The organism is Yoonia sp. F2084L, from assembly GCF_023015625.1.
Lineage (GTDB): Bacteria > Pseudomonadota > Alphaproteobacteria > Rhodobacterales > Rhodobacteraceae > Yoonia.
Genome location: NZ_JALKAH010000005.1, coordinates 500,680 through 524,984 on the forward strand (window position 1 = coordinate 500,680; position 24,305 = coordinate 524,984).

Genomic DNA, 24,305 nt, shown 5'->3' on the forward strand with positions numbered 1-24,305 from the left:
CGGCTAACCCCTGCGCGGTTTCAATCAAGCAGCTTGGCAAAGGCTGCGACGTTATCTTTGCCATATCCGATCAGCTCAACACGCAAATCGGTGGTGTCATCAAGGATGGCGATATTGCCGTTTTCACGACGCACCACGGTAATGGGGGCATTGCCCGACAGGTCATGCACAAAGCGTTCGCGGTCAATGACGCGACCGATGACGCCCAGAAATCCAGCCTTATGATCAGCTGAGGACGCGATCTGCGCCCCATCCAAAGTGGTGACAGTGTAGGTGCCCATCCGATCACCTTCCATAACAATCTCAAGCGATTGCACGACGGGCGCTTCTTGCAGAACACCCCGGTTTGGAACATCGAACCATTGCGCATAGGCCACAATGGCAAGGCTTGCTGCCATCAAGGCAAACATGGCCTGCACCAAAAAGCGTGGGACCATTTCGCGGTCCCGGTGGCGCATCTGTTGTTCTAGCTGAGACATGGTCCGTTACTCCGCTGCGACGGCGGTGCCGTCTGGTTGATCAACACGCGTCACACGTGGTTCGGAAATCCGGGTCTCTGCCGCTTCGGCAAAGAGACGGGCGACGTTTTCGGCATCCGGGATGCAGCGTAGCGCGGGCTGGGTCCGCGCCATGCGCCACGGCCGGACATGCGGCCAGGACATCAGGTATGAAATCCGGGTTTCGCCAATCAGCTCAAACGCCAATGTGCCATGACCGGATGGTTTCAGGTCCAGTTTTGCAGTCCCGATCCACGTGTAAGGCAGGTTCAGTGTCATGGTGAGTGCGGCACCAATTCGCATCGCCACGCGCTTGTTCGTCAAAGTGTAGACGGTTGAGCGGGCCTGCATGTAGGCGATCCCGTAAAGGATCCCGCTGGCAAGCAAGCCGGACACAATGAACGGCAAACCATGCAAAATCGCCACGCTGAAGGGCAATTCTGCGGATGAAACACCCACGCGCCAGAACGCCAAGAGTACGAAGTACCCCATGATCCACCGGACGCCCAATGCTTCGCGCGCAAGACGCCGCGGATCGGGGGCGCCCTGCCACAAGATGTGTTCCCCCTCGGGCAATTGCTCTGGCAGGCCCCGGATGGGTTCAAAGTTAAAGTCGTCATGGCTCATGGCGTGTTCCCTCGCGTTTGTCGTTGTGACCCCGGTGGCGAGCCGGGATCACGTTATCGTTCACATCAGATCAGGAGGCGTACATCGTGCCGCCGGCATAATACGCCATGATCTTTTCTTCTTCGAGCAGGGTGACCTGCTCCATGCTTTTGGTTGTTGGCACATCGTTCCAATTACCAGCCATCAAGGACCGAACGACCACGCGGTCGGTGCCAATCCTGGCCATATTCATTGGAATAAGACGCGTGTTGCCGGTGCCTTCGGGGTTCAGATCAACCGTCAGAAAGCGGACCAACTGCTCTGGCACGTCGACCCACATATCGGTCACACGGCCAACAACTTCACCATCACGGCCCACGACAGGCTTGCCGCGTGGATCGCGACCGGCCGAAATCTGGAAATCCTCAAGCAGGGCCATAGGGCGGATTTTGACGTGACCATGTGCGTCCAGTTCTGGTTCATCGCGGCGCGGTGCCCAGGATGCAGGGCCGACACCATCAACCATCGGATCACCGGTAGGGATCCAAGGTGATCCGGTTGATACAGACGATTGCGCCAAGGCCAGATCAGTGCGCATCTTGCTGTCTTCGTATTCACGTGACGGCACTGTCAACTCACCGCGCCCATCACGCAGGATGAACGTCTTTTCCTTTGGGATCGGGAACAGGCTTTCGTTTGCCGGCACCTCATCATTGTCATCGCGCAAAGGATAGCCTTCACGCATGTTTTCAGTTTGCAGGTAAATGACAAGCCCCGCAAAAAAGAGCCAGAAGAGCCAAATTGCAGCGCTCGCCAGATCGAAGTCTCCAAAAAATTCTACACCAACCATTGTGGTATCCTTTCGGTGGTTAGGTCGGGAAATCTGCCAATCCCAGCTTGGCAGACCCCCGCGCGTTGATTGGCCGCAACCGCACAAGCGGTCCCAGCACAATGAGGGTTAGGAATAAGAGGCCAATTTCGGTGTGATAAACGACCGAATAGCCAGTGGCAGGCGTGGCGAGCGCCTCTCCCAATGTGCCGTTCCCAGCGGCATGGTTCACGAGATCACGCAAGGCGCCCCCAATAAAGATGGACAGCCCGGCACCGGTGGCTTGCGCAGCCCCCCAGGCACCAAGGGCCAAACCACGACCGGCATTGCCAAGCGTGGGCATTGTCATAGCAGCCGTCAGGGTCGAGACTCCGAAAAGGCCGCCTCCGAAACCGATAAGGGCCGCGCCAAGATAGAACAAGGCTGGCGACCCGACAGGGGCCGAAAAGATAACAGCGCAGAACGCAAGGACACCTGCAAGAATACCGCGCGCGCACATCCGGTAGGGGTCCATACCTTTTGCCAACCAGCGTGCTGCGAAGCCAAATGCGATCAGCGCGCCGCCCGCCCACATCGCCGTCAGCAATGTTGTGGCTGAAACGGATAGCCCGAGGATTTCCCCGCCATAGGGCTCTAGCAGCACATCCTGCATGTTGAAGGCCATGGTCCCGATGAACACGACCGCCAACAGACGCCCCGCATCACCGCCCGCTGCCAGATCGTTCCACGCGTCGCGGAAGGTCGGCGAAGCCTCGGCGCGTTGCGCTTTGGTCATCGGCTTGACCTTTTCCTGCTTCCACAGGGCAATCAGGTTCAACAGCAGCGTCACAACAGCCGTGCCTTGCACAACCTGCACCAAACGCAACGCGGAATAGTCACGCAGCAATGCACCGATAATGATGGCCGCAAAGGCCATGCCGACAAGGTTCATCACATAAAGCAAGGCCACGACCTTGGGCCGCGTGTCTTCGGTCGCGCGATCCGCCGCCAATGCCAAACCGGCAGTCTGCGTCATATGCATGCCAAAGCCAGTCATCAAAAACGCAAGGGCCGCACCCACATAACCCGCAATCGGCCAGTCCAGCGTCCGATCACCTGACAAAACCAACAGCGCCATCGGCATGATCGCCAAACCGCCAAACTGCCACATGGTCCCCAGCCAAAGGTAGGGAATGCGCTTCCACCCGATCGCGGACTTGTAGTTGTCGGATTTATACCCAACCAAAGCACGCAAAGGCGCAACAAGGACGGGCAAGGCAATCATCGCTGCAACCAGCATCGCGCCGATGTCCAGCTCAACAATCATGACCCGGTTCAGCGTGCCCAACAGCATGACGGCGGCCATACCAACCGACACTTGGAACAGGGATAAGCGCAGCAATTGGCCGAGCGGCAAATCATCACTCACCGCATCGCTGAACGGCAACAGATCAATTGAGATCTTCTTGAGCGAGGATGCCTTGAAAATCATGCCGTCTTCCCCTCAAAAACCAAAGCGTTCGAGATGTAGAAGCCGGACTTCACACGGTCGATTTCCACCAACCGCCCTTTGACGCCCTCATCACGCAAGGCATCTGCAATGCCTGTGGTCGTCTGCGGGATCATCGTTGGGCTACGGTCTGCACGTGGGAAAAGCTTGCCTACGCGCCACATCGCCATCAAAGCCGGGGTGCGCGGGGGTAAAGTGAAGACAAATTTGCCGCTAATGCGTGGGCTGGCTTTGCCAAGCAAAGCCGCGATGTCCGGGGCGCTGTAGTAAATCATCGAATCCATTGCGAGCGCATGATCAAAAGCACCATTGGTCGCGTCCAGCATATCGCCAGCAACCCATGTGATATGACCCGCCAGATTTGCAGGCATCCGCTGTTCCGCGATCCCCACCAAAGCAGGCGAGATATCAACAGCAACCACATCCGCACCGCGCTGGGCCAGTTCCACCGCCATCGTACCGGTGCCGCAGCCTGCATCCAGAATCCGCGCGCCGCGCAGATCTTCAGGCAGTTGTGCAAGCATCAGTGCGCGCATCTTGTCACGCCCCGCACGCACCGTCGCCCGGACACCGGAAACGGGTGCGTCCGATGTCAGACGCTCCCAAACCTTGGTCGCGGAACGGTCGAAATAATGTTCGACCCGGTCACGTGTGGCGGCGTAGTTGGTCATTAATCAAAACCCAACAATTCAAAGATTTCGCGGTCTGGAAGCGACGCGGGTGCCAAAGGCTCTGTCCCGTTCCAAAGTGTCTCAGCCAGACGCATGTATTCTTTGCGAACCTGCACAACTTCTTCATCATCGGGCATCTCGAACAACGTCTTCTTCTTCAGACGGCTGCGACGGATCGCATCCAGATCAGGCATATGGGCGATGCGGTTGAAACCAACCGTTTCGCAGTAGCGATCAACCTCGTCTGTATCTTTGCTGCGGTTCGCAACACAGCCAGCCAAACGGACCTTATAGTTGGATGATTTCGCCTGCACGGCAGCGATGATGCGGTTCATTGCGTAAATGCTGTCAAAGTCGTTAGCGGTTACGATCAAAGCGCGGTCTGCATGCTGCAAAGGGGCGGCAAAACCACCGCAAACAACGTCGCCAAGTACGTCAAAGATCACAACGTCGGTGTCTTCCAACAGGTGATGCTGCTTAAGCAGTTTCACCGTCTGACCAACAACGTAACCACCGCAACCCGTACCGGCAGGGGGGCCGCCGGCCTCAACACATTTCACGCCGTTGAAACCTTCGAAGATGAAATCTTCCGGGCGCAACTCTTCCGAGTGGAAATCAACATCCTTCAGAATGTCGATCACGGTCGGAACAAGCGTACCTGTCAGGGTAAAGGTGCTGTCATGCTTGGGATCACAGCCGATCTGCAACACCCGCTTACCATGCATGGAAAACGCCGCTGACAGGTTGGATGAGGTCGTCGACTTGCCAATCCCACCTTTGCCGTAAACCGCAAAAACCTTTGCGCCTTCGATCTTGGCGTCTTCGGGTTGGTGTACCTGAACGGAGCCTTCGCCGTCTTGGCCGCGTAGGTTTGGCACTTCATCTCTCGGGCTCATATCAGAGTCCTTTCCATTGCATTCATTGTGAAACAGGTCATTCTGCTGCGACCCCTTCCATTCTGTCTTCCAGCGCATCCGCTGCATCTTGCAGCGCGGCAAGCGTGTCTTCGTCAGGTGCCCAATAGTCACGATCGGACGCTTCAAGCAGGCGGTTCGCCATGCGCATCGACGCTTGCGGGTTCAGCGTAGCCAAACGGTTGCGCATCTCTTCATCCAAAACGAATGTTTCGGACAGGCGCTGATAAACCCAAGGTTCCACTTCGCCGGTCGTCGCGGACCAACCCATCGTATTGGTCACATGCGCCTCGATCTGGCGGACACCTTCGTGACCGTGGTTTAACAGGGCTTCGTAGAATTTCGGGTTGAGGCTGCGGCTGCGGGTCTCTAGCGCGACTTGATCCTGCAACGTCCGCACCTTCGCAGAACCACGGGTCTGATCACCAATGTAAACCGGGGCGCTTTCGCCACCCTTGGCGCGTTTTACAGCGCGTGAAATGCCACCAAGCGTATCGAAGTAGTGGTCAACCGTGGTGACACCCAGCTCAACCGATTCAAGGTTTTGGTAAGCAAGATCGACGTCTTTAAGAACCTTTTGCAGAAGGCCCGCGTTCTTGGCAGCCTTGCCATCAACACCGTAAGCGAAGGATTTGCGTGCCTCATAGGCATCGGCCAATTCGTCTTCGTCGCCAAAGGCCGAGCTATCGACCAACTGGTTCACATTCGACCCATAAGCGCCTTCGGCATTCGAGAAGACCCGCAACGCAGCAGTCTCCAAATCGCAACCCATCTCTTCAGCGTAGGCCAGCGCATGGGCACGCACAAAGTTCTGCGCAAGCGGTTCGTCCGCCATCGCGCATTTCAAAGCGGCCTCGGCCAACATGCGGGTTTGTAACGGAAGCAAGTCGCGGAAAATCCCCGAAAGGGTCATCACCACGTCGATACGCGGGCGGCCCATCTTGTCCAATGGAACCAAATCAGCGCCGGATAGACGCCCGAAGTTATCAAACCGTGGCTTTGCACCCATTAAGGCAAGCGCCTGCCCAATCGGGCCGCCATCGGATTTGATATTGTCAGAGCCCCACAAGACAAGCGCCACTGTCCGCGGCATACTATCGTGGGTTTCCAGCAGCAGATCAGCCTGTTTTGCCCCTTCTGACATCGCAAAAGCGGTTGGCATGCGGAACGGATCAAATGCGTGGATATTTCTACCCGTCGGCACGATCTGCGGGGCGCGGATAAGGTCACCACCAGGGACGGGTGGAATGAAATGACCTGACAAGGCGCGCATCAGCGCTGGCAATTCGTGGTCTTCTTTCAGCAATTCGGCAGCGCGGTCTGCCGCGTCACCCTCAGGCATCAGCCGGATCATATCAGCGCGGGCAGCATCGGACAGCGGCTTGCCCACAACATGCAGACCTTCGGTGATCAGCGACCCTTCGGTTTCCAACAGCTTCAACCACAGCTTGTCGATATCGCGGGCGTTCATATCCACGGCATTCGCCTGATCGCGGATCAGCTGCTCCAGATCAGGGCGCTGATCGTCTTGCGCAGGCATCTCGCGCCAACGGGTCAGGCTGTCTTTCAGCTCAGCCAACCCTTTATACAAGCCAGCGGTCGTCAAAGGCGGGGTCAAATGGGTGATCGTAATGGCGTTTGAACGGCGCTTGGCCAATGTGGCCTCAGAGGGGTTGTTGGCGGCATAGAGATAGACATTCGGCATTTCGCCAATCAGGCGATCCGGCCAGTCCTGCGCACCCATTCCAGCCTGTTTACCAGGCATGAATTCAAGCGCGCCATGCATCCCGAAATGCAGCACAACATCAGCCGAAAACGTATTGCGAAGCCAAAGGTAGAAGGTGGCAAACGCATGGGTCGGCGCAAAGCCCTTTTCAAAGAGCAACCGCATCGGGTCGCCTTCGTAACCAAATGCAGGCTGCACGCCGACAAAGACATTGCCAAACTGATGACCCAGCACATAAACACCGCGCCCATCTGATTGGACTTTGCCCGGCGCAGGGCCCCAAACAGCTTCGACCTCTGCAAGATGCGGTGACGTCCGCACGATGGTATCTGCGTCGACATGGGCCGCCACGTTGGCTTGCTGGCCATATTGCGCGGCATTGCCTTGCAGGATCACCGCGCGCAGGTCGTCAACCGTTTCAGGAACGTCAACGGTGTAACCATCGGACTTCATCCGCGTCAGCGTGTTGAACAGGCTTTCAAAAACGCTCAGATAGGCGGCTGTACCAACAGCACCGGCATTCGGCGGGAAACCAAATAGCACGACGCCGACCTTCTTTTCAGCGTTCTGCTTGCGGCGCAGCTTGGCCAAACGAAGGGTCTTTTCAGTCAAACTGGTGATGCGTTCATGGCAGGGGGCCATGGCTTTGCATTCAGATTGCGCACTGCATGCGTGCGCGCAGCCATTGCAGCCATCAGCACTATGGCGACCCGCAAAGACGGTTGGGTTAGTCGCGCCATCAATCTCGGGCAAAGCCACAAGCATTGTTGTTTCAATCGGACCCAGACCCTGACCACTGTTGGCCCATTGGCCCAATGTCTGAAACTCTAGCGGTTGGGCGGCAATGTAGGGCACATCCAGCTTTTCCAGCAGCTCAACTGCGGCCGCGCTGTCATTATATGCCGGACCACCGATCAGCGAAAAGCCGGTCAGCGATACCATCGCATCAACGCGACCTTGGAAGTAATTCTCGATCGCTGGACGCCCATCGAGGCCACCTGCAAACGCCGGGATCACGCGTATGCCCTGCGCCTCAAACGACCGGATCACCGCATCATAGTGGGCGCAGTCAGAGGCAAGGATATAGGACCGCAACATCAGCAGTCCGACCGTCGCGACCGGTGCGGCGGGGGCAGGCAGATCATTCAAGTCCGTCACGATATGATGATCTGGCAAATCAGGGTGATAGAGCCCCACATCGGGATACTCGATCGGCAGATCGGCCTGCGCCCCCAGCCAATCGGCACGGTTTGCATAGCGGCCAATCAGAAAGCGGATCATCTGTTCGACATTGTCATCAGACCCGCCCAGCCAATACTGCATGGACAAGAACCATGCCCGCAAATCCTGCGCCTTACCGGGGATCAGCTTGAGTATCTTGGGCAGGCGGCGCAGCGTCTTCATCTGCTTGGCACCACTATCGGCAGAGGGCTTGGATGATCCGCGCAATTTCTTCAGCAACGCCATCGCACCGCTGGCAGGCTTGGACATATCCAGGTCACCCATACGCGTCATCTTGACGATTTCAGCGTCAGCAATCACCCCGATCATTGCATCACAATTATCGCGGCGTGCCTTCATCGCAGGCAGGATCGCCTGTACATGCTCTTCAAGGAACAGGATGTTGGCGATGATGATATCGCCTTGGGCTACGGCCTCTTGCGCGCGGGCCAAAGCATCGGGGCACTCAGACCATTCAGCGGCGGCCAGAACCTGCACTTCAAGCCCCGGAAAGTCGGGTGCCAAACGCGCCGAGACCCGCAGCGCGGGGCCAGCGGCATGCTGATCCAGCGTGACGATCACCACGCGGTAGGGTTTATGTATCACCTCATCGCGCATAATGGGCCTTTGCTTCATAAAGCGTGTCGAGGCTGATCTCGTGCAGCCCCTTTTCCTGCGCGAACGTCTCAGTGTTGCGGCGGGCCTTACCGCGCACAAAGAATGGGATTTTCTTGAGTTCTTTTTCAGCGTCAGACAGCCAAATCACGTTGTCATTCTGCGGCTGAACCTGTTCGACGGGGGCATCTTCAACCTTCGCTTTGGCCTTGCCACCGTGGTGGCTTGGGCCAGCGTCATCATGGAATTCGAAATCATCGCGGAACATCGTCAGCAGGTGTTCTTCCAGACCCATGACAAGCGGATGGATCAACGTATCAAAGATGACATTCGCGCCCTCAAACCCAACTTGGGGCGAATACCGCGCCGGAAAGTCCTGCACATGCACCGGCGCAGAGATCACAGCGCAGGGAATCCCCAAACGCTTACCGATGTGACGCTCCATTTGGGTGCCAAGGATCATTTCCGGGCTAAGTTTCTCAATCGCCGCCTCAACCTCCAGATAATCATCTGTGATCAACGCCTCGACGCCGTATTCCTTGGCCAGCGCCCGAATGGGCCGCGCCATTTCGCGATTATAGCAACCCACACCAACAACCTCGAAACCCATCTCATCGCGGGCAATCCGCGCATGGGCGGCAACATGTGTGCCATCGCCAAAGATAAAGACGCGCTTGCCGGTCAAATAGGTACTGTCCACAGACCGCGACCACCACGGCATGCGCAGGCGGCTTTCGTCAGGGCGGCCTGTGACACCGGTGATCTTGGCGACTTCGGCGATGAAATCGCGTGTCGCGCCGACGCCGATAGGCACAACTTTGGTGTAGGGTTGATCATGGTTCTTTTCCAAGAACCGCGCCGCAGCCTCGCCCGTCTCTGGCGACAACAACACGTTGAAATGCGCCGCTGGGAGGCGCGCAATGTCGGTTGGTGTTGCATTCAGCGGAGCCGCGACATTCACGTCGATGCCCATGTCGGACAAAAGCCCGGTCAGTTCTTCGACGTCGTCGCGGGCACGAAAGCCCAGCGCTGTGGGGCCAAGGATGTTGCAGGTAACGCGCTTTGTACGATCCTGCGGCTTCGCAAGGCTTTTGACGATTTGATAGAACGTTTCATCCGCGCCAAAGTTTTCCTTGCGGCTGTAGCTGGGCAGTTCGAGCGGGATGACGGGGATCGACAGGCCCATCGTTTCAGCCAGCCCAGCCGGGTCATCCTGAATGAGTTCGGCGGTGCAAGACGCACCAACAATGATCGCCTCAGGATCAAAACGGTCGACCGCATCCTGACAAGACGCTTTGAATAGTGTCGCGGTATCAGCACCCAAATCCCGTGCTTGGAATGTCGTATAGCTGACAGGCGGACGGTGATTGCGCCGCTCGATCATTGTGAACAGCAGGTCCGCATAAGTATCGCCCTGCGGGGCATGCAGCACATAATGCAGACCCTTCATCGCTGTCGCGACGCGCATCGCGCCAACATGCGGCGGGCCTTCATATGTCCAAACGGTCAGCTTCATTCGGCAGCCTCCATTTGGAGGACAGCTTTGCGGCGCAAAGGCCGCGAGAAGAGACCGGCAAGGTCACCTGCCTGTTCGTAGAAATGCACAGGCGTGAAGACCAGTTCGATAGCCCATTTGGTTGACAGGCCTTCGGCCTCAAGCGGGTTCGCAAGGCCAAGACCGCAAACCGTCAAATCAGGGCGCGCCGCGCGGGCGCGTTCCAACTGCTTGTCGACATCTTGCCCTTCGGAAATCTGCGGACCAGCAGGCAGCAGGTCCAGATCAGGTCCGTGCAGTGCGTCGTGAATGTAAGGGCTGCCAACTTCAACAGCGGTCATGCCACATTCACGGGTCAGGAACCGAGCAAGGGGGATTTCAAGCTGGCTGTCGGGGAAGAAGAACACTGACTTACCGCGCAAAGCTTCGGCCGCTTGAGCAATCGCTTTGCGAGCACGGGCGCGGGGGGCGGCGGTTACGGCTTCGAAAGTTTCTTCGCTCACGCCGAATTCGGCGGCGATTGTACGCAGCCAAGCGGTCGTGCCTTCGTCACCAAACGGGAATGGTGCCGCCAAATGGCGCGCGCCGCGACGTTCAAGTGCGGCATGCGTGTCGCCAAGAAACGGCTGCGTCAGTGCAAAAACCGTGTTTTCACCAACCGCGGTCGTGTCATCAATCCGGCGCGCTGGGAGCAGCCGGATTGGACCAATACCCATGTCAGTCAGAAGCGAAACCATCTGATCTTCGACAACATCAGGCAAAGCACCCACAACAAGAAGTTCGCGGGCGGTTGTGTCTTTCAGGACCGGAACCATCGAGGCAAGGCAGGCGTCCTCACCTTCGGTGAAGGTCGTTTCGATGCCGGAACCAGAGTAATTCAGAACGCGGACGTGGGGCGCATGCACCTGGCTGAGACGTTCTGCCGCACGGGCCAAGTCGATTTTGATCACTTCAGATGGGCAAGACCCCACCAAAAACAGCTGCCGGATGTCAGGACGGCGCGCCAAAAGCTTTTCAACTTCGCGATCCAGCTCAACATGAGCGTCGGCCATCCCGGCCAAATCCTGTTCTTCAAGAATCGCTGTGCCGAATCGAGGCTCTGCAAAAATCATCACGCCAGCCGCTGATTGCAGCAGGTGCGCACAGGTCCGAGAGCCGACAACAAGGAAGAATGCATCCTGCATTTTGCGGTGCAACCAGATGATCCCCGTGAGGCCACAAAACACCTCGCGCTGGCCGCGTTCTTTGAGGACCGGCGCGGTCCGGCAACCGCCGTTTGTGGGGGGGAGCGGGACGTTCATGCGCGCGCCTCCGCATCCAGTCTGGCAAGGCGTAGTTTCCAGACAAATTGGGCAGCGTTGACGACGTAAGCGGCATAGGCCGCCAGCGCCAGATACATCAGCCCAATCGGGGTAAGCGCGTCAGTCAGAAGGGCGAAAACATATAACAAATGCAATGCGATAACCGCAAAGCTGAACACGTCTTCCCAAAAGAATGCAGGGGCGAAAAGATACTGCCCAAAGACCACTTTTTCCCAGATCGCACCGGTCACCATAATCAGCAGCAAAACACCCGTTTTGATGACAATGGAAAGGGTCGCGGCATCATATCCGGCGCCGGTCAAAAGATAGCGCAGAACAAGGCCCAGGGAGACAAGGAAAACGATGAATTGAAGCGGGGCTAAAAGGCCCTGAACAAGCGTCCATTTCGTAGCATCACGACGGGCCCTTTCCGCGTCGGAATACAAACGACGGCCAAGCGTTTGCACACTGCTTGTGTTCGTAGTGGCAATGGCCATGTAAAGGTTCCCTGACAGCTTCTTGTGTCAAGAATAAGGTCGGAATGCAGCATGTGTCAACTTTAAGTTACACTTAGTTTGACAACGATCCGTACAATGATTACAAAGTGTGATCGTAGCTTAAATATCTATTATTATTGTATAATTTGCACTCATTACAGATTCACCATTTGATCTATGTCAATTTGCTTTGACATTCGTTATGCCACCCCCGACAATACAATAACTGCTGTAATAGAACGCCTTCGCGCATTGATTCAGCCAGAGGACACGTAGATGGCCGATCGTCGTCAGTTTGACGCAATGAAGGAAATTGCCGCGTCTGAGACGCAGCCTAGCTCAACAAGACGTCCGGTTGTGGCGTCTGTTGTCCCCGATCTTGCGCCCAAACTGGACGAGAGCCTTTTTCAAGCACTGAAAGCCGCAGCACTGAGCGCTGATCCAAACGCTTGCAAACACGCGATAAGAGCAGCGATCGCAACCGGGACCAGCCCTGAAGACCTTGCCGACCATTACATCCCCGCGCTTGCCCGGGACATGGGCGATCTTTGGTGCGTTGATCAGCTTAGCTTTGCCGGTGTCACAATCGGGGTTTCGCGACTGCAGGCCATGCTACGGGAAATGGGTCCGAAATGGTCCAGTGATAATGCTGCTGGTCCTGCCAGCTCTTCGATTTTGTTGATTGTCGGTAAAGACGTCTATCATACCTTGGGTGCAATTGTGCTAAGCGGTCAACTGCGCCGCAAAGGGTTCTCTGTAAAGCTTATTCTGGGTGGAAAACGCGCGGATATTGCCCAACGTATACAGCGCACTAAATACCAAGCCGTGTTTATATCATCATCGCGTGGCGAAAGGCTTGAATCGCTGCGCCAGATCATTGATGTTGTAAAAACTTCGGCCCAAACGCCACCGCCTGTTGTGGTTGGCGGTTCCATCCTGGAAGTCGAAACTGCAAACGATGTAACGGCGCTCACAGGGGCGGACTATGCCACAAGAATACCAGACGAGGCCCTAGAATTTTGCGGCCTTCACGACATACAACACAGCCAGTCACACGCCACAGGCCGGACCTAGACGATGATGCAGGTTCCCAGCCAAAGGCGCGTGCAATGACCTCTCGTGGGACAAAATACTGGAATAGTGGTGCGATCCCGCTGATCGCCCCTGAGATACTGGGTGATATTATCGCAGAGGTTGCCGACGTTGGTGTCGTGATCTCTGAGACCGGTTCAATCCTGTCCGTCATCGTGAACCCGACCAACGAAGCATTTCGCCAACTTGAGCGCTGGGAAAACAAAGATATCCGCACCACGCTGACAATCGAAAGCGTGCCAAAGTTCGAAAGCCGCCTGGCGGCATTCCTTGACGGTAAACCGCAGGTGCGCCCGGTTGAGCTTAATCACATCGACAGCGAAAGTCGCACGGAATCGCCCGTGCGCTACAGCTTTCACCGGATTGGGCCGGATGGCGCAATTTTGCTTTTGGGCCGGGATCTGCGCCCCATCGCGGAAATGCAGCAACAACTGGTCGAAGCCCAGCTTTCGCTTGAGCGTGACTACGAAACCCAGCGCGAATATGACACCCGCTTCCGTGTTCTGATGGAAAACACATCAGAGGCCGTGCTGTTTGTCTCTGTCGTGACCGGTGAAATTACAGAAGCCAATTCTGCTGCTGTCGCACTTGTTGACCGACCCTTGGAAAACCTGATCGGCAATCAGCTCTCTGGTTGTTTTGAGGGGCGCAAGCGCGGCGACATGGTCGATAGTCTGGCGTCACAAGCGATTTCAGATCTGAACAAGAAAACCGTGGCAGAGCTGCGTGGAAACGGCCAGACGGTCACGGTCTTTCCCACATTGTTCCGCGCCGCAGGCGAGCGCATTTTGTTGTGCCGTCTGGTGCCAGAGGATGATAGCGCTGAACGGTCCGACGCCCTAAGCCAGAATTTGCAGGCGCTCTATGCCGCCGGGCCAGAGGCGATGATTTTCACCAGCGACACCGGTGATGTTCTGTCGGCCAATGATGCGTTTCTTGATCTGATTGATGTCGCCCATGACATCAACGTGCGTGGACGCAGTTTTGCTGATTACCTGCAACGCGGCAGCGTTGATTTCAAGGTCATGGCCGAAAATGCGGCGCGCGCAGGCCGTATGCGAAACTATGCGACGAAACTGGCGGGCGAATATGGCAGCCCGCGCGCCGTCGAAGTCTCAGTCACTAAGCTGACTGCAGGCACGCAAACCGTGTTCGCCTTCGTTCTACGCGACGCAAGCCGCGCGGAAGCAACACAAACCCGCCCGCACCCCAGTAGCGACGAAAGCATGCGATCTGTCGCAGAACTGGTCGGCAGCGCCACATTGAAAGATATCGTCGCCGAGACCACGAATGTCGTGGAAAAGATGTGTATCGAAACCGCGGTTGAGCTGACAATGAATAATCGCGTTGCCGCAGCAGAGATGCTGGGCCTGTCGCGTCAATCGCTTTACGTGAAACTACGCAAGTTCAACCTGCTCAGCCGTGATGTTGACGGCGATAGCTAAAAAGCCTATTTTATAGGTGTTTTTGGACGACTTTACTTTTTATTAGCCGATCTTCGTTGCGACTTTATTTTACGTTTGGCGCGGCATTCTTATTTCTAGACGACCGTTTTGCCGCCTCCATTAGAGGCCTTACAATGAAACAGACCTACCTAAAGAGTGCGGTTTCTCCATTGAAATCAATGAGGGAGCTTTACGCACTTTACGTGTTCTCCAGCCGAAACCTGGAGAGACGTGCCAATGATATCGCCAGTTCTACGCGCACAAGTGTCGCGATGCTGGAAGAGTTTAGCCAACGAAAGATCCAAGGGACAAAGGTTCTCGAAATCGGACCGGGCCAAACCAAACCGTTCCTATATGCCTTGGGCCGCACAAATGAATATATCGCGATTGACCTCGAAATACCCCCGGCACGGTCGTCGCTGGCAGAGTTTGTTCGAATTTTCAAAGAGAATGGAGTCTTGCGGTTTGTGAAATCCCTCGGGCGCCATGTGCTTGGTATAGACGCCGCACTGGAACGTGCGTTGTCGAAGGAATTCGGCGGAACACCAAGAGGCCGGTTTGTGCAAGGCGACGCGTCAGCGCCGGTTTTTGAGCTCGAGAGCTTTGACCATGTTGTATCGACATCAGTGTTTGAACATCTGCCCGATCCCGCAGCCGTGATGCGGCAGGTCAGTCGCATTCTTAAACCGGGCGGCACCGTTCTTACGGTGACCCATCTTTATACTTCATTGACCGGCGCACATGATCCGCGTGTCTTTGTCGACTTTGAAGCTTTGCCGCCCTGGGCCCATCTCAATCCTCGCGAAAAGCATAAGGTGAATTCGAATTCCTATCTGAACAAGCTGCGGATCGCAGACTACCGCGAGATTTTTGCAGCAAATTGGCCGGGCTGTTCGCATAAGTTAACGGGCGGCCATGCAGTCTTGAAAAGGCGGTTGCTTGATCAGTTGCCAGCCAGCGTCAAGTCGGCCTACACCGAAGAAGAGCTGCTGTCCGATGTGCTGATTTCTCTTTGGAAGAAGCCTGAACTGACGGCCTAGGGTCAGTTTTAGAATGGCTGTATGACCTAAGCAGTAAAAGGCCCGCTTCCATTGCAGGAAGCGGGCCTTGGTCATTCTTTTGTCCGGCTTTATTGCGTCGCAGTAAAGCAATCCGTTTTCACATCAATGCAGACCTTGCTTGCTGCATCACGCGACATCGGACCAACAGTCACCATGGTCAAACCACCCGCCTGGCGGAAGCTTGGTGTCATCTGACCCAGAGTTGCAGCATTTTGGCTGACAAGGTTGGTCCAGTGTTGTTGCGCATTATCGCCAGAGCTGAACGAACCAAGCACCGCAATGTGACGCCCAGCCGGTGCTGGTGCGGCAACCGGGGTTGGCGTCGGCGCCGCTACAACGGCTGGGGTGACGACCGCAGCTGTTGCCGCTTGCTGCCGCATCACGCTGGCATCCTCGATGATGGCAGAGTTTTGTGTCCGCATACTAGGGATATCCATTTGCGTGCTCAGCGAAGGACCACTCATCATCTGAAGCGAGTCGACGCGTGACCGCAGCTGTTGTGTGACACGACGCGCATCCATGCGATTGTTCACAATCCGTGGCGTGATCAGCACCAAAAGCTCGGTCTGGGCGCGACCATTTGATGAATTTCCAAAGAGCGCACCAGCGATAGGCAGGTCCTTGAGGATCGGAATACCGCCGTTGCTGTTGGTTGACCGATCCGAGAACAGACCGCCCAGAACGATTGTCTCACCACTGTCCACAGACACGGAGCTGTTGATCAGGCGCTGCGAAATAATCGGGTTGCCCGTTGCCGGATCCGTTTCACCAACAAGGCTAACCTCTTGTCCGATGTTCAGGATCACAGAGCCAGAAGAGTTGATACGCGGTGTCACTTCAAAGATCACACCGGTGTCGCGATACTCGACCGTTGATACGAAAACCTCATCACCGGCGTTTGCATCCTGCGCGGTCCGAATGGAGGTTGGCACCTGATCACCGACAACCAATCGCGCGGATTCGTTGTTCAGGATCATCAGGTTCGGCGAAGAGATCACATTGATCGTTGTTACAGTATCCAGCGCGTCGACAACGGCGTTGGCAGGTGTGCCACCCAGTGTCAGACCAAAGCCCGGCAGGTTGGGTGCGATATCAAAGCTTTCGCCGCTTGTCAGTGCTGCGCGACCGCCGCCATCTTCAAGGAAGTATTGGACACCATAGCGCAGATCATCGTTCAAAGAGACTTCGACGATGGTGGCTTCAACAAGAACCTGCCGCTGTGGCACGTCCAGACGGTGCAAAATGCCCAAGATACGCTGGTATTCATCCGGTGTTGAGTGGATCAGCAACGTATTCGTGGGTGCACTGGCCACTACACGAGTGGCGTTCAACGTACCCTGCGGGTTAAAGAAATCACCACTGGCTTGAATAACCTCTGCATCCTCGCTTGTGGTTTCGACAGAAATGCCAAGGATCTGCGACATTGTTGGCGCGATATCAGCGGCACGGGCATATTTCATATCATACGAATAGACCTGCGCATCGTTTGATCCATCGCGTGTCAGACGGTTGATCCAGACCGAAACGTTTTCCAGCGCGCGCGGTGTCTTTGCGACGGCAAGGATAGAATTGTTTTCGGGGATCACCTCAAACACAACAAGCGGCTCAAAGCTTTCGTCGGTTTCGACAACACGCTCAAGCCCGTTCACGATAGACTGTGCCGAACGGCCATTGACCGGGAAGATACCGACAGAGCGGTTTGCCAGCCAATCAACGTCAAAGCTGTTGATCGTATCCTGCCAGGATTGTTGATCAACGGATGTACCGGCCAGAACCAGAATGTTGCGCTGGGCGTCAATGCCAACGATGCCGGAACCCGCAAACGGTTGCAGGATCGCGGCCATTTCCTGTGCCCCGATGTTGCGCAGCGGGATCACACGAAGTGTGTAGCCAGGCAGCACATCACGCGCAGTAGACGGCGCAATCGACAGATCGGCAGACAAAGGTGCAATCGCAAAGATATCGCCCCGACGGACCAGAACTGCGTTGTTCTGTTCAAGTGCGAGTTCGAACACTTCGATGGCTGTTGTACGTGTCACGGGCTGCGAGGACCGGATGTTCACAGTGCCCTGCACACCGGGATCAATGATGTAGTTGACCTGAAGCAATTCACCCAGAATGGCAGCAGCGGCCGATTCAATGTCGACGTTCACGAGGTTCAGCGACACGGTACGCTCACCGCTTTCATTGACGAAATCGCTGTCGATCAACAGTGGCTGACGGCCGGGGAATATCGTGCCTTGGCCCGCTTCAACCCGTTGCCCACCCGTGACGCGGCCCTGTTGGCGGTTGAGCGATGCGGTGTCACTGTTTGTGCCAAAAATGTTGGCAAGCTGCCAACCGCGAAGGTTATTGTCGCTTCCTGTCCGGTCTGCTTGTGGAAGTTGCTCACACGCACCCAGGAACGCGGCAACAGCCGCGAATGCCATAATCTTTTTCATGCTCTGCCTCAATCAGCCGCGCCCCAGATCTGATGTCCAGGTGCGCTTTATATTTACCTACAGTAACAACAGGGATTCAGGCGAGTGATGTGAAATTACGAATAATGACGAAAATGATACATAAGTGTGTCCCGTATGACACGGCATGTTTCATGGCGTTTGCCTGGCCCAGCAGCTTGCGCAGCCCAACTTCCAACAAGCCGGAAAATGCCGCAAAACCAATCAGAAGGAAGCTGGCAAAAGGGACCAAGAAGGCACCCAACCCTGCAACCAACCACAGATCGCCAAGGCCCAAAGCCTCTTTTTTTATGGTCCAAAGTACCATCTGACGCGACAGCAATAATGCACCTGCCGGCACTGCCATTTGAATGAAAACCTGCACAGGATCGGCAGACTGAAACGCATAGATGCCCCCCAATACGATAACCGGAACCGTCCACTCAAAAGGAAGCCAACGCCATTGCCAGTCGATGCATGCCAGCAGGAAGAGCACGCAAAGCAAACTCGCGTTTAAGGCCAGATTGCTGTCGAGAAATGCAATCAAAGCGACAGTACCCACCAATCCGATACCCAGCCCAAACATCGCAGATTTATAGAGATTTCGTACTTGCTGCGGGCCCATGAAGCCGCGCAGCAGCCCGCGGGTGACAATCGGAAGCGGACCAAGAATAAGCGCTGCAACAAGTATCAATAGTGGCAAAAGCCAATTGAGCGGTGCGGCTGAAAGCGCGCTCACCGCAGTATTTCCATACCCAAAACATCAAACCGCGTGCGCCCGCGCCGAAAGCTTACCCCCTGCTCGGCAACTGTTGCGATGATCCGCACACGCACACCGCTGGTCAAAACACCTTCGGCTTCGACGGTGTAAACAGGCCCTTCCGTGCCGCTTAACCAAACCGACGCGGTGCCCAGCCGTGGGATCGGTCCGCCTACGCTGCGCTGCTCAATGACCTGCGCCACATCGCTGGGGCCCATCCCCGGAACTGCCGCCAGCAACACTTCGGGTGCCGTGCGTGGGTTGATCTGGGCGTTGCCATTGAATGTCGTCAGGACACGGCGCGCGTTCAAGCTGGCCTCTTGCGGAAACCCAAGTTGCGACAGCAAGATCGCCATTGACCGAAACTCACCACTGGCCCCGGCCTCACCGCGTTGGGTGACGATGACCTGCGCGATTGTCACCGCATCAAAGGCATCAATACCCTGACCATCGCCCAGACTTTGCAACGTTGGCCCCAGCAATTCGACCGGAGCGTGGTTGATATCAAGCTTGCCGCCTTCATCCCAAATCCGATATGTCGCCTGACCTTCGGCCATTGTGATGGTCGTCGGCGTGCCATCGCGCAGGCTGGTTTGCACATCTTCACTGATCCGGCCCAGATCGGCCAAAGCCACGTTCAACGCACTGCGCGCCAGCTCAACAGCGCGACTTGTTTCAACTTCGGCGCGCGTGGACAGCGCCGCTTGGCGCTGGGTGGCCAGATAGCTGGATGCCGCCAGCAACAGACCCAACGACATCCAAAGGACGGTCAGCAGGATGAAGCCGCGAAAACGACGGCGAGAAGTGATCAACGAAGCTCGCAATCCTGCTCCTCCAATCCCAAGATACCCAGTCGCGCCACACAAGACGCACTGCGCGTGGCCGGCATACGCGCCACAAGCACCCGTTCGGCCCCTTGTTCAATCGCAACTGCCGCAGGCAAGCCCTGTTCCGGCTGGGGTTCATAGCTCCAGACCCGCTGGTTGGAACTTGGGCTTTCCGTTACCAGATAGACCAGACTTAGCGGCTGATCAGTAACCAGAACGGTACTGGCCTGTGCCTGTTCATCACCCAAGCGGACATCGCGGACATCAAAGAACCGCGCCGCAGTCAGTGTGAACACCCCATCCTCTTCCGTGATGTTCAAACCAATCATAACCGGGCGATTGCTGCGGCTGGTGCCGTCATCAATGACAAGACGCATCTGGTCGGGTGTTCCTGAAAACCGGTTCAACTCGCGACCGACCCCGTCAGTGGTCGCTGATCCGGCCCAAGCCTGCAAAACGCGGCGTGCCGTCAGCCAATCGGTTGCGTCCTGCTGCAAAGCGGACGGCTGCATCGCCGTTTGTCGCAAGCCGAAAGTGGCGCTCGTCAACAAGGCAAGCGTCAGGGCGGCGACGGTCAGCGCGACCAAGGCCTCTGTCAGGACAAAACCACGTGCCACATGGCGGCGACGTCTGCACCAGCGCCGCGTCATAACGGCGTCTCAACATAGCGGATGCCGCGCAACACGATGGAGCTGCCATCGGGGCGCGCGGAATTCACGGTGACATAGATATACAGCAGCTCATCGGGACGCAGCGGGCCAAGGTCCATGTCTGGTGTGCCGCGATTGGACACAGCATAGGACCATTCCAGCCCCTGCGTGGTGCCGTTATCCTGTTGTCCGGGGCGAACGGGGATATCAACGCCGATCCGGTCCAGAATTTGCGTGGCCACCAGCATCTGTTGCGCCTGCTGATCCGCGCGTTGCTCCATAAACAGACCCTGCGACAGCGCCTGATAAAACCCGCTGACTGCCAGCGTCGCAATCGCCAAGGACACCAGCGTTTCGACAAGGGTAAAGCCACGTTGGCCCCGCCGCCGCCTCATGGTGCGACCCTGATTTGCCCGGTCAGCCAATCAAGGCGTACGGTCCGGCTTAGATCACCGGCCAGAAGGACCAGATCCAACCCTTCGTTTTCACCGGATGGACGGATCAGGATACGCGCCGAATCCGTACTACTCGTTACACCACGCCCAAATTCGTGCACGGCTGTGGGTGTCGCGATGGTTCGGTCGTCTTGGGAATACGTTACTTCAACCGGGCGACCCGTTTCGGCAGCTTGCAAGCGCGCCTGTTGCAGGATCAGCGCGATCTCAGATGCATCATTTTGCAGTTGCGCCCGATCCGACCGGCCCAGCATAAAGATCGCCACCGTGCCGATCAGCACGACAATCGCCACTGTCACAAGCATCTCAACTGCGGCAAATCCGCGATTTCTGCGAAGGGGTCTAGCCTTCCACATCGGCGTCCACGCCTGTGCCACCGGGGCGTTGATCCGCGCCAAGCGAGCCAACACGCACCTGACCCTGATCAAGCGTATAGCTAAAAGGACCGCCCCAAGGGTCCGTAGGCAAATTGCCGTCCCGCAAATAGGGTCCGGCCCAACCGGGGATTTGACCGTTGTTTTCGATCAGGGCTTGCAATCCTTCCTGCTCAGTCGGGTAACGCCCGGTTTCAATAAGGAAAATATCAAGTGCGCTGCGCAACTGTGCGATCTGTGCCTCAGCGGCACTGACCCGCGAGTTTTGCAGCTGGCGGATCGCACCGGTGCCAACCAAACCGATCAGCAGGCCGACAATGGCTACGACAACCAGCATCTCAACCAGTGAAAAACCGGCGGTGCCGGGGCGACGCCGGGTGCGGCGCGGCTTAAAATGAAATCGCATTGACAGATACAATTGCGGAAAACAGGGCATAGAGACTTACTCCGATCATCAGGCCGACAGCCACAATCAGGGCTGGCTGGAATAGTAGCAGGAAACGTTCAAGATCACGATCAGCGGCATCGCGCATATCACCAGACGTGCGGCTGATCATACCACCAAGATCACCGGCTTCTTCGCCAATGCGGATCATCTCAATGGCCTCACGCGGCAAAAGCTGTGAGCTACGCAGCGCGGTCGACAGCGCCGCACCGCTTTCAACCTCTTTGGTGACATCGGACATGCCTTTGCGGACAGGGCCATCGGGTGCAGATTTGGACACGACACGCAAGGCACCGCTCAACGTGATCTCACGGCTAAGAAGTGCGCCAAGCACATGCAAAAGCAGCATCATCTGGTTGCGCAGCAAGAGGTTGCGGATAGGCGGGATACGGTTACCGACACGCACCAAAATCCCCGTCAACAAACCTCGGCGCGCGGCAACATAGGTTGCTGCCCCCAAAAGGATCAAAGCCAAAACGATGATCGGCCACAGCGCTGCAAGAAAGCTGGAGATGCCAAAAACGACGCGCCCCATCGTCGGCACCAAATCCATCCGATCTTCGACAAGGGGCACAAACTGCGGAATAATCGCGATCATGATTAAGCCAACCGATAGAATCGCCACGAAAAGCAGGATGCCAGGATAGGTCAGGCCGGTCACGATGCGACGGCGCACATCCAGCCGGTTTTGCATGATATCTGCGGCGGTCGACAGCGCGCTGGCCATGTCACCGGATACTTCGGCACCGCCAATCAGCGACAAAGTGACAGGATCGTTAATGCCCGCCTTTTCCTGTAGCGCACGTGACAAAGCATCACCCTCGCGCAGGCTGTCGCGCACGCGCAATGCTGCTTTCGAAATGGGGTCGTTCCCACCGTCGCCGATGATCGCCAAGGCACGCTCTGACTGGATTTGACGACCAGACAGTTTGGCTAATCTTACAAGAAAATCAGTTGTTTGGCGGGGCGTCAGCGCATTCTTTCCGCGCCTGATATGCCGGGTCGGTGCGGCACCTTCAGACCCGTCATCAAGGTTCAGGCTGATCGGAAACAGGCCCTGTGCACGCAAGACGCGCGTTGCCTCGGTTTGGTTGATACCCAGAACCTCGCCCGATTGCTTTGCACCTGTTGCATCGCGGGCGACGTAGAGAAATGTCTTTTGTGCCTCGTCCACCCTAAGCAGTCCTTAAAAGGATTTCACGCCAAGCACGCGCATGACTTCTTCCAGCGTTGTATGCCCTTCGGCGATCATACGCACGCCCTCTGATCCCATGGTGCGTTGACCGCGCTTGTCTTTTGCGGCCAGTTCCTCGGGTTCCATCGCTTCAAACAAGGCCAAACGACCCCGAAAACCGGTTTGATTGCAGGCATCACAGCCAACAGACCGCATCAGGTTCCATTTGCTAGGGTCCGTCAGATTTCCGGTGCGTTGGTCGATCTTGGCAAAAACATCGCGTGTCTTGGGCTTACGATCCAGATCAATCGGCTCTGCACAAGCGGTGCAAACCCGGCGCACAAGACGTTGGGCGGCCACCAGACGGACGACCGATTTCATCAGATATTCTGGCACACCCAGATCAATCAGACGTGTTGCTGCATCTTGGGCGGTATTCGTGTGGAGGGTTGAGAACACGAGGTGACCTGTCATCGCTGCCCGCACGGCCAGTTCAGCCGTTTCGCTGTCACGAATTTCGCCGACCATAATCACGTCAGGGTCATGGCGCAGAACGGTGCGTAAGGCGGCGGCAAATGTCCAACCCAGTTCCGGGTTCACCTCAATCTGTTGCAGGCCTGGCGTTTGAATTTCAACAGGGTTTTCAATGGTGACGATCTTGCGGCGCGTATCGTTCAGTTCGTTCATCGCGGCATGCAGGGTGGTCGTTTTACCGCTACCCGTCGGGCCGGTGACAAGGATAAGCCCGTTGGGCTGCTTGATCGCCGACCCAAGCCGTTTGGACACATGCGCAGGCAGTTTGAGGTCCGCGAGTTTCGACAACCCTTCGTGATTATCCAGCAAACGCAGAACAATCGTCTCACCATGGATCATAGGGGCGCTGGCAACACGCATATCAATCTCGCGGCCCGCAATACGCTGCCGGATGCGGCCGTCCTGCGGCAGGCGACGTTCGCTGATGTCCATGCCTGCAAGGATTTTCAGGCGCGATACGACACCTTCATATATACCGGTGTCGGGGCTTTGGACCTCAACCAGCTCACCATCGACGCGCAGACGCACGCGTGCGGACTTTTGATTGGGCTCCAGGTGAATGTCGGTCGCCCGCATCTCAAGTGCGGCATCAAAGAGTGTTTCCAAATAGCGGACAGTGGGCGCGTTATTGGCTAACTCTGTCAGCTTATCAGTATCAAGCGAAATGCCATCCGTGGGTGAAACCACCATATCAGCGCTTGGCGCCTCAGCCTCAATCGCGGCTGTACTGCGGGCCATTGCTGTTTCAATGTCACGGTCCGTTGCAACACAAAGCTCCAGCGTTGCACCGAAAATCATATCAAGCGCAGCAAGCGCCTGTTCATCAAACGGATCAGCGACAGCAAAGTAAGCGCGATCATCCGTGATTTCGATCGGCGCAATCACGGACCGACGCAGGTAATCCGCAGACAAACGGGCATCTTGTGGCAATCGGGTCGGCAAATCATCCGCTGTCAGCAGCGGATAATTCAGATGTTCTGCACAGGCCCGTGCCCATTCTTTCTGTGATATCAGGCCCAAGCGGTCCAGAACGGCGCGCACTGGCTGCCCGGTAGCCGCCGCCGCATCGTTCACTTTGGCCAGATCAGCGTCAGACAGCGTTCCATTTTCAAGGAAGATCGCTGGCAACCTGCCTCGCATTTCTACATCAACTAGCAATTGGTTCGGCCCCTGATTCTATCGCCATGAT

22 protein-coding genes are annotated in these 24,305 nt (G+C 56.5%); 3 read left to right on the forward strand and 19 right to left on the reverse strand.

The window, feature by feature from the left end; genetic code table 11:
* Window positions 1–20 precede the first annotated feature (20 nt).
* From puhC to bchF, 10 genes are all read right to left on the reverse strand, one after another.
* The gene (puhC, locus tag MWU60_RS16510) at window positions 21–479 is read right to left on the reverse strand and encodes a photosynthetic complex assembly protein PuhC (protein WP_247228480.1); all 459 of its coding nucleotides are present in this window, start codon (window positions 477–479) and stop codon (window positions 21–23) included.
* 6 nt (window positions 480–485) lie between these two features.
* A complete protein-coding gene (gene puhB, locus MWU60_RS16515; protein WP_247228481.1) occupies window positions 486–1,124 on the reverse strand; it encodes a photosynthetic complex putative assembly protein PuhB in 639 nt (212 codons plus the stop codon).
* A gap of 70 nt (window positions 1,125–1,194) precedes the next feature.
* Window positions 1,195–1,953 carry a photosynthetic reaction center subunit H gene (puhA, locus tag MWU60_RS16520; protein WP_247228482.1) on the reverse strand — a complete coding sequence of 253 codons (759 nt, stop codon included), beginning with the start codon at window positions 1,951–1,953 and terminating at the stop codon, window positions 1,195–1,197.
* Window positions 1,954–1,972: 19 nt separating this feature from the next.
* On the reverse strand, window positions 1,973–3,403 hold the full coding sequence (locus MWU60_RS16525; protein ID WP_247228483.1) for a PucC family protein: 1,431 nt from the start codon (window positions 3,401–3,403) through the stop codon (window positions 1,973–1,975).
* Window positions 3,400–4,092: a magnesium protoporphyrin IX methyltransferase gene (gene bchM, locus MWU60_RS16530; protein WP_247228484.1), complete on the reverse strand. Its 693-nt coding sequence runs from the start codon at window positions 4,090–4,092 to the stop codon at window positions 3,400–3,402. The genes MWU60_RS16525 and bchM overlap by 4 nt, the downstream gene beginning before the upstream one ends.
* Complete coding sequence (bchL, locus tag MWU60_RS16535; protein ID WP_247228485.1) at window positions 4,092–4,988, reverse strand: ferredoxin:protochlorophyllide reductase (ATP-dependent) iron-sulfur ATP-binding protein; 897 nt, start codon at window positions 4,986–4,988, stop codon at window positions 4,092–4,094. The genes bchM and bchL overlap by 1 nt, the downstream gene beginning before the upstream one ends.
* A 37-nt stretch (window positions 4,989–5,025) precedes the next feature.
* The gene (locus tag MWU60_RS16540; RefSeq protein ID WP_247228601.1) at window positions 5,026–8,571 is read right to left on the reverse strand and encodes a magnesium chelatase subunit H; all 3,546 of its coding nucleotides are present in this window, start codon (window positions 8,569–8,571) and stop codon (window positions 5,026–5,028) included.
* A complete protein-coding gene (gene bchB, locus MWU60_RS16545; protein WP_247228486.1) occupies window positions 8,561–10,084 on the reverse strand; it encodes a ferredoxin:protochlorophyllide reductase (ATP-dependent) subunit B in 1,524 nt (507 codons plus the stop codon). The genes MWU60_RS16540 and bchB overlap by 11 nt, the downstream gene beginning before the upstream one ends.
* Window positions 10,081–11,364 (reverse strand): ferredoxin:protochlorophyllide reductase (ATP-dependent) subunit N, encoded by a 1,284-nt coding sequence (locus MWU60_RS16550; protein ID WP_247228487.1) that lies wholly within the window; start codon window positions 11,362–11,364, stop codon window positions 10,081–10,083. The genes bchB and MWU60_RS16550 overlap by 4 nt, the downstream gene beginning before the upstream one ends.
* Window positions 11,361–11,861, reverse strand: a complete 501-nt coding sequence (gene bchF, locus MWU60_RS16555) for a 2-vinyl bacteriochlorophyllide hydratase (protein ID WP_247228488.1) — start codon at window positions 11,859–11,861, stop codon at window positions 11,361–11,363. The genes MWU60_RS16550 and bchF overlap by 4 nt, the downstream gene beginning before the upstream one ends.
* Before the next feature lie 276 nt (window positions 11,862–12,137).
* Here bchF and MWU60_RS16560 point away from each other — a divergent pair, with 276 nt between their 5' ends.
* Genes MWU60_RS16560 through MWU60_RS16570 form a run of 3 tightly spaced genes read left to right on the forward strand, consistent with a single transcriptional unit; the run spans window position 12,138 to window position 15,438 of the window.
* Entirely contained in the window at window positions 12,138–12,935 is a 798-nt protein-coding gene (locus MWU60_RS16560; RefSeq protein ID WP_247228489.1) for a cobalamin B12-binding domain-containing protein, read from the forward strand.
* 35 nt (window positions 12,936–12,970) lie between these two features.
* The gene (ppsR, locus tag MWU60_RS16565) at window positions 12,971–14,398 is read left to right on the forward strand and encodes a transcriptional regulator PpsR (protein ID WP_247228490.1); all 1,428 of its coding nucleotides are present in this window, start codon (window positions 12,971–12,973) and stop codon (window positions 14,396–14,398) included.
* A 56-nt stretch (window positions 14,399–14,454) separates the two neighbouring features.
* Complete coding sequence (locus tag MWU60_RS16570; protein ID WP_247228491.1) at window positions 14,455–15,438, forward strand: class I SAM-dependent methyltransferase; 984 nt, start codon at window positions 14,455–14,457, stop codon at window positions 15,436–15,438.
* Window positions 15,439–15,527: 89 nt separating this feature from the next.
* Here the strand turns inward: MWU60_RS16570 and gspD are convergent, their stop codons facing one another.
* The 9 genes from gspD to MWU60_RS16615 form a co-directional block, all read right to left on the reverse strand.
* Window positions 15,528–17,900 carry a type II secretion system secretin GspD gene (gene gspD / locus MWU60_RS16575; RefSeq protein ID WP_247228492.1) on the reverse strand — a complete coding sequence of 791 codons (2,373 nt, stop codon included), beginning with the start codon at window positions 17,898–17,900 and terminating at the stop codon, window positions 15,528–15,530.
* A gap of 76 nt (window positions 17,901–17,976) precedes the next feature.
* A complete protein-coding gene (locus tag MWU60_RS16580) occupies window positions 17,977–18,636 on the reverse strand; it encodes an A24 family peptidase (protein ID WP_247228493.1) in 660 nt (219 codons plus the stop codon).
* Entirely contained in the window at window positions 18,633–19,481 is an 849-nt protein-coding gene (locus MWU60_RS16585; RefSeq protein ID WP_247228494.1) for a type II secretion system protein GspK, read from the reverse strand. Before MWU60_RS16585 ends, MWU60_RS16580 begins: the two co-directional genes overlap by 4 nt.
* The gene (locus MWU60_RS16590) at window positions 19,466–20,134 is read right to left on the reverse strand and encodes a hypothetical protein (RefSeq protein WP_247228495.1); all 669 of its coding nucleotides are present in this window, start codon (window positions 20,132–20,134) and stop codon (window positions 19,466–19,468) included. The genes MWU60_RS16585 and MWU60_RS16590 overlap by 16 nt, the downstream gene beginning before the upstream one ends.
* Complete coding sequence (locus MWU60_RS16595) at window positions 20,131–20,529, reverse strand: prepilin-type N-terminal cleavage/methylation domain-containing protein (protein WP_247228496.1); 399 nt, start codon at window positions 20,527–20,529, stop codon at window positions 20,131–20,133. Before MWU60_RS16595 ends, MWU60_RS16590 begins: the two co-directional genes overlap by 4 nt.
* Window positions 20,526–20,894: a hypothetical protein gene (locus MWU60_RS16600; RefSeq protein WP_247228497.1), complete on the reverse strand. Its 369-nt coding sequence runs from the start codon at window positions 20,892–20,894 to the stop codon at window positions 20,526–20,528. The genes MWU60_RS16595 and MWU60_RS16600 overlap by 4 nt, the downstream gene beginning before the upstream one ends.
* Before the next feature lie 37 nt (window positions 20,895–20,931).
* A complete protein-coding gene (gene gspG, locus MWU60_RS16605) occupies window positions 20,932–21,369 on the reverse strand; it encodes a type II secretion system major pseudopilin GspG (RefSeq protein WP_247228498.1) in 438 nt (145 codons plus the stop codon).
* On the reverse strand, window positions 21,353–22,582 hold the full coding sequence (locus tag MWU60_RS16610) for a type II secretion system F family protein (RefSeq protein ID WP_247228499.1): 1,230 nt from the start codon (window positions 22,580–22,582) through the stop codon (window positions 21,353–21,355). Before MWU60_RS16610 ends, gspG begins: the two co-directional genes overlap by 17 nt.
* 12 nt (window positions 22,583–22,594) lie before the next feature.
* Window positions 22,595–24,244, reverse strand: coding sequence for a GspE/PulE family protein (locus MWU60_RS16615; protein ID WP_247228500.1), 1,650 nt, complete (start codon window positions 24,242–24,244; stop codon window positions 22,595–22,597).
* Window positions 24,245–24,305: the final 61 nt, after the last annotated feature.

What these genes read in the sequence shown, in the direction of transcription:
- puhC (WP_247228480.1), bottom strand. Translation starts at nt 479, where the DNA reads ATGTCTCAGCTAGAACAACAGATGCGCCACCGGGACCGCGAAATGGTC.
- puhB (WP_247228481.1), bottom strand. Translation starts at nt 1,124, where the DNA reads ATGAGCCATGACGACTTTAACTTTGAACCCATCCGGGGCCTGCCAGAG.
- puhA (WP_247228482.1), bottom strand. Translation starts at nt 1,953, where the DNA reads ATGGTTGGTGTAGAATTTTTTGGAGACTTCGATCTGGCGAGCGCTGCA.
- MWU60_RS16525 (WP_247228483.1), bottom strand. Translation starts at nt 3,403, where the DNA reads ATGATTTTCAAGGCATCCTCGCTCAAGAAGATCTCAATTGATCTGTTG.
- bchM (WP_247228484.1), bottom strand. Translation starts at nt 4,092, where the DNA reads ATGACCAACTACGCCGCCACACGTGACCGGGTCGAACATTATTTCGAC.
- bchL (WP_247228485.1), bottom strand. Translation starts at nt 4,988, where the DNA reads ATGAGCCCGAGAGATGAAGTGCCAAACCTACGCGGCCAAGACGGCGAA.
- MWU60_RS16540 (WP_247228601.1), bottom strand. Translation starts at nt 8,571, where the DNA reads ATGCGCGATGAGGTGATACATAAACCCTACCGCGTGGTGATCGTCACG.
- bchB (WP_247228486.1), bottom strand. Translation starts at nt 10,084, where the DNA reads ATGAAGCTGACCGTTTGGACATATGAAGGCCCGCCGCATGTTGGCGCG.
- MWU60_RS16550 (WP_247228487.1), bottom strand. Translation starts at nt 11,364, where the DNA reads ATGAACGTCCCGCTCCCCCCCACAAACGGCGGTTGCCGGACCGCGCCG.
- bchF (WP_247228488.1), bottom strand. Translation starts at nt 11,861, where the DNA reads ATGGCCATTGCCACTACGAACACAAGCAGTGTGCAAACGCTTGGCCGT.
- MWU60_RS16560 (WP_247228489.1), top strand. Translation starts at nt 12,138, where the DNA reads ATGGCCGATCGTCGTCAGTTTGACGCAATGAAGGAAATTGCCGCGTCT.
- ppsR (WP_247228490.1), top strand. Translation starts at nt 12,971, where the DNA reads ATGACCTCTCGTGGGACAAAATACTGGAATAGTGGTGCGATCCCGCTG.
- gspD (WP_247228492.1), bottom strand. Translation starts at nt 17,900, where the DNA reads ATGAAAAAGATTATGGCATTCGCGGCTGTTGCCGCGTTCCTGGGTGCG.
- MWU60_RS16590 (WP_247228495.1), bottom strand. Translation starts at nt 20,134, where the DNA reads ATGACGCGGCGCTGGTGCAGACGTCGCCGCCATGTGGCACGTGGTTTT.
- MWU60_RS16595 (WP_247228496.1), bottom strand. Translation starts at nt 20,529, where the DNA reads ATGAGGCGGCGGCGGGGCCAACGTGGCTTTACCCTTGTCGAAACGCTG.
- MWU60_RS16600 (WP_247228497.1), bottom strand. Translation starts at nt 20,894, where the DNA reads ATGCTTGTGACAGTGGCGATTGTCGTGCTGATCGGCACGGTGGCGATC.
- gspG (WP_247228498.1), bottom strand. Translation starts at nt 21,369, where the DNA reads ATGCGATTTCATTTTAAGCCGCGCCGCACCCGGCGTCGCCCCGGCACC.